Here is an 8,969-nt window from a genome sequence, read left to right as displayed (position 1 = left end):
ACGCCGTGCTGCGCATCGATACGCCGGGCGAGGCGGACTACTACCGCAACGGCGGCATCCTGCAGTACGTCCTGCGCCAGATCTCCGCACACTAGCGGAGCTGCCGGGCACGCTCCGGTAACGCATGCAACGGCCCCGGCCGGTCACTGACCGGCCGGGGCCGTTGCGTTTCCGCTTTCGGCCGCGGGTGCTGGATCTCGAGCGGGGGAGCGGCGGGCGGGGCCGGGCAGGGCGCCGGTGCTGGCCTCCGGCGCGGCGGCCTGCCCGGAGGCGTTAGAGTTAAAAGGCATGTCTACCACCCGAAGGAGGGGCCGTTGGGAATCTTGGACACCATCCGGAATCCGCAGGACCTGAGTAAGTTGTCCGGGGCGCAGCTGGATCAGCTGGCAGCCGAGGTCAGGGATTTCCTGATCGGCAACGTCTCCCGGACGGGAGGGCACCTGGGCCCGAACCTCGGCGTCGTCGAGCTCACCATCGCGGTGCACCGGATCTTCGATTCCCCCCGCGACAGCATTGTCTTCGACACAGGGCACCAGTCCTACGTGCACAAGCTCCTCACCGGACGCCAGGATTTCAGCACGCTCCGCCAGCAGGGCGGCATGTCCGGCTACCCGGACCGCGCCGAATCCGAGCACGACATCGTCGAAAGCTCGCACGCGTCTTCCTCGCTGTCCTGGGCCGACGGCATCTCGCGCGCCCGGCAGCTGACCGGCGACGGCGACCGCTTCGTCGTCGCGGTGGTGGGCGACGGCGCCCTGACCGGCGGCATGGCGTGGGAGGCCATCAACAACATCGCGGCGGACAAGAAACGCCGTGTCGTGATCGTGGTCAACGACAACGGCCGCTCCTACGCCCCGACGGTCGGCGGGTTCGCCGACTACCTGGCGTCCCTGCGCCCCACCATCGATTCCCTCCGGGCCGCGCCCTCCTATGAAGGCACGCTCGAGTGGTGGAAGCGMAARCTGCAGAASGGCGGCCCCGCGGGGCAGTTCACSTACAAGAGCCTGCACGCCATGAARAAGGGCRTSAAGGACTGGTGGGCCCCGCAGGGCATGTTCGAGGACCTCGGCATGAAGTACATCGGTCCCGTCGACGGCCACGACCTCCAGGCCATGGAAAACGCCCTGTCCACCGCCAAGAACTATGCCGGCCCCGTGATCGTGCACGCCATGACGGAAAAGGGCCACGGCTACGCCCCGGCCCGCGCCCATGAAGCGGACCAGTTCCATGCCGTGGGGATCATCGATCCGGAGACCGGCGCACCCACCGAGGCCGGTGGCGCGAAGTCCTGGACCGCGGTGTTCGCCGACGAGATCGCCGACATCGCCGACGAGCGCCAGGACATCGTCGGGATTACCGGTGCCATGCTGATTCCGGTCGGGCTACACAAGTTCGCCGCCCGGCACCCGGAGCGCGTGTTCGACGTCGGCATCGCCGAGCAGCACGCCCTCACCTCGGCTGCCGGCATGGCGTTCGGGGGACTGCACCCGGTGGTCGCGGTCTACGCGACGTTCCTGAACCGTGCCTTCGACCAGCTGCTGATGGATGTCGCCCTGCACAAAGCCGGCGTCACGATCGTGCTGGACCGGGCCGGCGTCACCGGACCCGACGGCGCAAGCCATCACGGCATGTGGGACATGGCCATGGTCCAGATCGTCCCCGGGCTGCACCTCGCCGCGCCGCGCGACGCCACCCGGCTGCGGGAGGAACTGCGCGAGGCTGTGGCCATTGAAGACGCCCCGAGCGTGCTCCGCTACTCCAAGGGCAACGTCGGCCCCGAAGTCGATGCGGTCGAACGCCTGGAGGACGGCGTGGACGTGCTGGCCCGCCGGCCCGCGGGCTCGAGCGAGAACGACGTCCTGATCGTCAGCGTGGGCGCCATGTCAGAACTCGCTCTGGACGTCTCCGGCCGGCTCGGTGCCCAGGGCATCAGCTCCACGGTGGTGGATCCGCGCTGGGTCCTCCCGGTCCGGCAGTCCATCATCGATCTCGCCGCGCGCCACCGCCTGGTCATTTGCATTGAGGACGGAGTGCGGGCCGGCGGCGTCGGTTCCCGGATCCGCCAGGAGATGCGTGCCGCGGGCGTCGACACCGCCCTCAACGAGGTGGGCCTGCCGGTCGAGTTCCTCGAACACGGCACGCGCAGCCAGGTGCTCGAACGCGTGGGCCTGACCGCCCAGCAGATCACGCACGACGTCGTCGCCCAGGTCCTGGGCACCAAGGTGCCGTTTGCGCGCCCCTTGCCCGGCCAGGAACACCCCAGCACCGGCAGCATCCCGCAGCTGTAGCCAGCACATCCGTTGAGCACTACCCGTGGGCGCCACTGAATCCGGCGCCGGACGGCCCAGGAAGGAACTGGCATATGAGTGGAATTATCAGAGTTTACAAGCGTGACGAAGAGGGCACCCTGCACTTCAGGGAGGCCTGGTTTGATGAGGACTACAGCCAGTTCGTGATGAACCACGGCGTCGTCGGACACCAGAGCAAGACGGACGAGACCGACGTCGCGGACGCCGAGGCGGCGGAGCGCCTCATGGACGCCTTCGCGGCGCAGTGCGCCGAGGACGGCTACGCCGAAATTCCGGCGGAGGAACAGTCCTGGGTAGTAGCCCAGTACGCGCTGAAGACCAAGGAGGGGACCAGCCGCGACCGGTACCTCGAGGAAAAAGCCAAAGACGCCCTGATCAGCCATCTGGCCTGGCGGGGCCTGGGGATCGTGGACCGCAGCGAATTTTCCGACGCCCGGCTCAACATCTTCTGCCTCACCCCGGACGTGAATAAGACCGTCAACGCCATCAAGGTCTGCATCCGCGGCGAAGACCTCGACTTCACCAAACTGAGCATTGGCGCCGCGCCGTTTGGCGAGGATACTTTCAAGCTCAAGCACTCGCCGAAGCCGGCAAACAGCTTCACGCTTTAGGCAGCACGGGCAAGGAGCCGGGCACGGCTCACACCAGTTTGGGGGCACGGACTGAAAGGCAACGCAATGACGCGCAAACCCTCGAAACCAGGCTGCACCCCGCTGCCCGCGGGACTCGCGGCGCCGGCGCGAAAGTCGCTCGCGCACGCCGGGATCGAGACCCTCGAAAACCTCGTGCAGCTTGGCCGGCGCCGGCTTGCCGGGATGCCGGGCGTCTGCCCCCGGACCCTCGCGCAGCTCCAGGACGCCATGGACGAGCACGGGCTGAAGCTGCCGGCAGGGTAGCGGGGGTCCGCTCCTCCGCCGCCCGCGGCGGCCTGGCCGGGACACCCGCCGGGGCGATATAGGCTAAAACCATGACTGAATACCGCCGCGTTGGAAATTCCGGACTGTCCGTCTCCGTCGTGGGACTTGGCTGCAACAACCTGGGCCGGTCCGGGACCGTGACTGAATCGCAGGAAGGCACCGACGCCGTCGTGCATGCGGCGCTCGACGCCGGGATCACCTTCTTTGACGTCGCGGACGCCTACGGCCGCGAGCCCGGCCTCAGCGAGTCAATGCTCGGCAAGGCCCTCGGTTCCCGCCGCGACGATGCGGTCATCGGCACGAAGTTTGGCATGGACATGCGCGGGGCCAACGGCGAGGACTTCGGTGCGCGCGGATCCCGCCGCTACATCATCAAGGCGGCGGAGGCCTCGCTGCGCCGGCTCGGCACGGACTGGATCGACCTCTACCAGTTCCACACCCCGGACCCGCTCACGCCCATCGACGAGACGCTCTCGGCCCTCGAGGACCTCGTCACCAGCGGCAAGGTCCGCTACATCGGCCACTCCAACCGGGCCGGCTGGCAGATCGCCGAGGCTGAGTTCGTGGCACGCGCCCGCGGGGGAGCCCGCTTCATCTCCAGCCAGAACCACTACAACCTGCTGGACCGGCGCGCCGAACTCGAGGTCACCCCGGCGGCCGAGGCCTACGGCCTGGGCGTCCTGCCGTACTTCCCGCTCGCCAACGGCCTGCTGACCGGCAAATACTCCGCCGGCCGGGCCCCCGAGGGAAGCCGGCTCAGCCACACCCGCACCAACCTGGTCCACGACGCCGACTGGGATCAGTTGGGTGCCTTCGGCAAGTTCGCCGCCGACCGCGGGCTCAACGAAGTCCAGGTGGCCTTCTCCTGGCTGGCCGCCCAGCCGTCCGTCAGCAGCGTCATCGCCGGCGCCACCACCCCGGAGCAGGTGCGCCAGAACGCCGCCGCCGTGGCCTGGAAACCCAGCCATGCCGACCTCGCCGAGCTGGACGACCTCTTCCCGCGCACGCCCAAGGTGGCGCTGTTCTGAACGGTCAAGATCTGAACAGTCCAGGTCTGAACGGTCCAGGTCTGAACACTGATCGTCTGAACAGTGCTGCAAGCGCCGGGGCGGCGGTACCTGCCGTGACGCATTCGATCCTGATGGATGTCGACACCGGGATCGACGACGCCCTGGCCCTGGTCTACCTGCTGTCCCGGCCCGAGGTCCACGTCCAGGCGATCACGTGCACCGCCGGGAACGTCGGGGCCCGGCAGGTGGCGCTGAACAACCTGGCCCTGCTGGAACTCTGCGGCCGCGAGGGCATCGAGGTGGCCATCGGTGCCGAGGTTCCGCTGGAGATCCCGCTGGCCACCACCGAGGAGACCCACGGGCCGCAGGGCATCGGCTACGCCGAGCTGCCGCCGCCGCGCCAGCAGATCTCGGCGCGGCACGCCGTCGACGTCTGGGTCGAGGAGGTGCGGGCGCACCCGGGGGAGCTCACCGGCCTGATCACCGGACCGCTGACCAACTTCGCCCTGGCCCTGCGCCGGGAACCGGAACTTCCCCGGCTGCTCAAGGGACTTGTGATCATGGGCGGCAGCTTCTACTACCAGGGCAACACCACCCCGACGGCCGAATGGAACACCTCGGTGGATCCGCATGCCGCCAAGGAGGTGTTTGCCGCCTACCGGGGCCTGCCCGAGGACAAACTGCCGATCCTGTGTGCCCTGGAAATGACCGAGCGGATCGAGATGCACCCGGAGCACCTGCGCCGGCTTGGCGAGGCCGCCGGTGCACCGGAGCCCGAACTCGTCCTCCCCGAGCAGCCCGAAGGCCAGCGCAGCCAGTCCGGGAACCCCCTCGTCGCGTGCCTGTCCGACGCCCTGCGCTTCTATATGGAATTTCACCGGCTCTATGACCAAGGCTATGTGGCGCACGTGCACGACGCCTTCGCGGCCTGCGCCGCAGCGGGGCGCACACCGTTCGCCACCCGGCCGGCCACGGTCGACGTCGAAACGGATTCGCCCCTGCTGATGGGTACCACGGTGGCCGATTTCCGCGGGCTGTGGGGGTTGGCGCCGAACGCCAGGATCGTCTCCGACAACAACCCCGGGCACTGCTTCGACGAATTGATTTCCTCGATCGGCGCCCTGGCCCGGGACGTGGGACGCCGGACGCCGACGGGCTGAAACCGGACAGTATGGCTGCGCCAATGCGGGGAGTGCCCGCAGGAGTCTGCGGATCGCTAGGAGGGTCGCCGCTCGCTAGGATGGTAGCTGCGCCGAGGTGACATGAGGCGGAACTTGTTGCACCCAGCCAAAGGAACACCCCTCATGTCACAGCCAGCCCTCACCATCATTGCCCCTGGACAGGCGGCCGGCCGCAGGCGCCGCCTGCTCGAAATCGCCGGGGCCGCCGCCATCGCCGCCACCTACATCTTCCTGGTGCTGACCCAGCCCGCCGACATTGCCAACGGCCCGGCCAGCTTCTCGGCCCTCGTTGCCCTCGGCGGCTTCCTGCTCGGCGCAGTGCTGCTGATTGCGGCCGTCCTGCCGGCGCTGCCCACCTCCACCGTGGTCCTCATCCCGGTGGCACTGGTCCTGAACGTGGTCCTCGGACAGCTGATGGGCAGCACGGGCCTGCCGTTCTACATCGACGCGATCGGCACCGTCCTGATCGCCGTCCTCGCCGGACCCGCAGCGGGCGCCGCCACAGGCGCGCTGAGCAGCATCGTCTGGTCCTTCTTCAACCCCACCGTCCTGCCGTTCGCCGCCGGTGCCGCCCTCATCGGCTTCCTCGCCGGCATGGCCGCCCGCGGCGGCCTGTTCCGCCGCTTCTACCTCGCCCCCGTCGCCGGCTTCTTCACCGGCATCCTGGCCGGCGTCGTCTCCGCCCCGATCGCCGCGTTCGTCTTTGGCGGCACGTCAGGGCTGGGTACCGGGGCGATCGTCAGCGCCTTCCGCGCCATGGGCGATACCCTCCTGGCCGCCATCACCAAGCAGGCACTGATTTCCGACCCCATGGACAAGGCGATCGTCTTCACCATCGCGGCGCTGCTCGCCTACGCCCTGCCCCGCCGCACCACCTTCCAGTTCCCCTTCGTGCGGCGCTACCGGGTGCTCGCCGGCAAGGCCCCGGCAGCACCGGACGCCTGAGCCCCGCGGCGGCTGGGACACCCCGACCCTGCGACACTGACACAGCGACCATGACACCGCGACTGCACCCCTTCACCACGCTGACCCTCGCCGTATGCGCCGCCGTCGTCACGACGGCGGCCGCGTATTGGCCGTTGTCTGTCGCCGTGGCCCTCGCCGCGGTGATCCTTGCCGCGCGCCATGGCATTGCGGGGCGCGTCCTGACCGCAGGAGCCGTGATCCTGACGCCCCTGTGCCTGTCCCTGCTGGTGCTGCACGGTCTCTTCTTCCCTGAGGGCCAGACCGTGCTGGCCCAGTGGGGCCCGGCGAGGGTCACGGCCGAGGGGCTGGGCTTCGCGCTGGAGCTGGGAACCCGGACCACGGCCTGCGTGCTGGTATTCCTGCTCTTTTCCTTCACCGTGAGCGTCCCCGACCTCGTCTCCGCCCTCGCCGGGCGCAGGATCCCGCCGCAGTTCGGCTTCGTCCTGGCCTCCACGCTCACCCTCCTGCCCGCCGTCGCGGGCCGCCTGGACCGGATCCGGCAGGCCCAGGAAACCCGCGGGATGGTGGGCGGACGCGGCCTGCTGTCCCGCCTCGGCACCCTCCGTCTGCAGATGGTGCCGCTGGTCCTGGCACTGATTGACGACGCCGGAAGCCGGGCCCAGGCGCTCGACGCCCGCGGCTTCGGCAGCCCGGGGCCCCGGACCAGCTACCGCGAAGTCGCCGACCCGCCCGCCCAGCGGCTCTTCCGGGCAGCCGCGCTGGTGTTCGCGGCGGCCGCCGTCGCCGGGCGGATTATGGCCTCCTGGCCTGCCGGGGCGGCGTCATGACGGCCGCCACCCGCACGGCGCTTCAGATCCGGATCGAGGCGTTCACGTTCCACGGCGATGACGCCCCGGTGCTGAGGGATGCCGCACTCTCGGTCACGCCGGGTTCCCTGACCGCCGTCCTGGGCGGGTCCGGGAGCGGAAAATCCACGTTGGGCAAACTTTTGGCCGGCTGGCTCCGGGCCGGTCACGCCGGACAATTCCGCGGCAGCCTGGAGCTCGGCGGCACCGTGCTGGAATTCCGCGGCGTGCCCGAGGACCCCCGGATCAACCCCGCCGAGTGGTCCCGCCGCGTGGCCTTCGTTCCGCAGGACGCCGCGGCGATGCTCTCCTCGGTGCGCGCCACGGTCGCGGAGGAGCTGGCCTTCGGCCTGGAAAACCGCGCGACGGCCCGGGAGGACATGCTCCGCGCGGTGGAGCGCACGGCTGCCCGCACCGGACTCTCTCACCTGCTGGACCGGGACCCGGCCACGCTCTCCGGCGGGGAGCTCCGCCGGCTCGCCGTGGGCTGCGCCGTCATCGCGGAACCGGACGTGCTCATCCTGGACGAGCCGTTGGCATCGCTGGACGCCGTCGGAGCCGCGCAAGTCGAGGCCCTGGTCCGCGGCCTCTGCGGCGCCGGGACCGGCGTCGTCCTCCTGAGCCAGGCGGCGGACCGGCTCGCCGGGGAAGCCACGCGCTGGACGGTTCTCGACGCTCAGACGGCGCACGACGGCAGGACGGTCACCGCTGCCGGGACGGTCACCGCTGCCGGGACGCCGGCGCAGCTGGCCGGCTCTGCCGAACTGGAGCGCGCCGGAGTGATTGGCATAGGCGGGCCCGGCGGTATTGGGCCCAACATCCTAGGGTCCGGCGTTGCCGCCGGGGCCCGCCGTTCCGGGCCCGTGCCTGCCGCGGTGCCCGGTCCCGGCCCGGCATCGCTGGAACTGCGCGGGGTTGGGTTCGGCTACGCTGGGGACCCGCGGCGGCACGGCACCGGCGCGCAGGACCGGGTCCTCCGGGACGTGGATTTCGCCGTGCGCCCTGGCGAGATCATCGCCGTGACCGGGCCCAACGGCGCCGGCAAGTCGACACTGCTGCGCCACTTCAATGGACTGCTCCGGCCCTCGGCCGGGGACGTGCTGGTCTGCGGGCGCAGCATTGCCGGCGTGCCGGTGGGAAAGGTCGCGGCCTCCGTGGGCCTGTTGTTCCAGCAMCCCCGGGACCAGCTCTTCGAACGGACCGTCCTGCGGGAAGCCGCGTTCGGACTCCGGCAACTGTCCGGAAAGGCCGGCGCCGAGGGCAAGGCCCGGGCCGCGCTGGCTGCGGTGGGCCTTGCCGGTACCGAGGCGGCACACCCGGCCGAGCTGTCCGCCTCCCGGCAGCGGCTGCTCGCCCTGGCCACGGTCCTGGCCCGCGAACCGGCGGTGTTGGCCCTGGACGAACCGACCGTCGGGCTGGACCGGCACGGCCTCGAGGCGCTGCAGGGCGCCGTCGACCGCGCCGCCGCGCGGGGCGCCGCCGTCGTCATGGTCACCCACGACCTGGACTACGCACGGAGGAACGCGCACCGCGTCCTGGAACTCAGCGGCGGGAGCCTGCGGGAAATCTGACTGGGGCCGCGGGGTGGGCACGGAATCCAACGCGCAATGGATGACGCGCAATGTATATTGCTTGGAGTTTCCGCGGGCCTGGTCCTGGACGGCAGGATCTATTCCGCAGACGCGGTCTTTCGCGTTCCAGCCTTCCACCTCAACACCGCAGACATCGAGGCTGCCCACGTCATGGCGCCGCCGGGATGCCCGGACACTGTCCCGAAAGC

The 8,969-nt window shown here is 70.0% G+C and carries 8 protein-coding genes; all 8 read left to right on the top strand.

Annotation, left to right across the window (positions count from 1 at the left end):
• Positions 1-314 precede the first annotated feature (314 nt).
• The 8 genes from dxs to AC1D1S_RS16470 all read left to right on the top strand — a co-directional run bounded on the left by dxs (position 315) and on the right by AC1D1S_RS16470 (position 8,760).
• Complete coding sequence (dxs, locus tag AC1D1S_RS16505; protein ID WP_476994947.1) at positions 315-2,288, top strand: 1-deoxy-D-xylulose-5-phosphate synthase; 1,974 nt, start codon at positions 315-317, stop codon at positions 2,286-2,288.
• 74 nt (positions 2,289-2,362) lie between these two features.
• Entirely contained in the window at positions 2,363-2,920 is a 558-nt protein-coding gene (locus tag AC1D1S_RS16500) for a hypothetical protein (RefSeq protein WP_028277007.1), read from the top strand.
• 66 nt (positions 2,921-2,986) lie between these two features.
• The gene (locus AC1D1S_RS16495) at positions 2,987-3,205 is read left to right on the top strand and encodes a helix-hairpin-helix domain-containing protein (RefSeq protein WP_243179305.1); all 219 of its coding nucleotides are present in this window, start codon (positions 2,987-2,989) and stop codon (positions 3,203-3,205) included.
• A gap of 71 nt (positions 3,206-3,276) precedes the next feature.
• On the top strand, positions 3,277-4,254 hold the full coding sequence (locus AC1D1S_RS16490; RefSeq protein ID WP_028277009.1) for an aldo/keto reductase: 978 nt from the start codon (positions 3,277-3,279) through the stop codon (positions 4,252-4,254).
• Positions 4,255-4,367: 113 nt separating this feature from the next.
• Entirely contained in the window at positions 4,368-5,396 is a 1,029-nt protein-coding gene (locus AC1D1S_RS16485) for a nucleoside hydrolase (RefSeq protein WP_476994948.1), read from the top strand.
• 144 nt (positions 5,397-5,540) lie between these two features.
• Entirely contained in the window at positions 5,541-6,362 is an 822-nt protein-coding gene (locus AC1D1S_RS16480) for an ECF transporter S component (RefSeq protein ID WP_476994946.1), read from the top strand.
• Between the two features lie 50 nt (positions 6,363-6,412).
• Positions 6,413-7,171 (top strand): energy-coupling factor transporter transmembrane component T, encoded by a 759-nt coding sequence (locus tag AC1D1S_RS16475; protein WP_243179293.1) that lies wholly within the window; start codon positions 6,413-6,415, stop codon positions 7,169-7,171.
• Positions 7,168-8,760, top strand: coding sequence for an ABC transporter ATP-binding protein (locus tag AC1D1S_RS16470; RefSeq protein WP_476994945.1), 1,593 nt, complete (start codon positions 7,168-7,170; stop codon positions 8,758-8,760). The genes AC1D1S_RS16475 and AC1D1S_RS16470 overlap by 4 nt, the downstream gene beginning before the upstream one ends.
• Positions 8,761-8,969 lie beyond the last annotated feature (209 nt).

This window comes from Arthrobacter sp. P1_A5 (assembly GCF_056406825.1).
The sequence above is the reverse complement of the archived record's forward strand: the minus strand, read 5'-3'. Positions and strand labels throughout refer to the sequence as shown.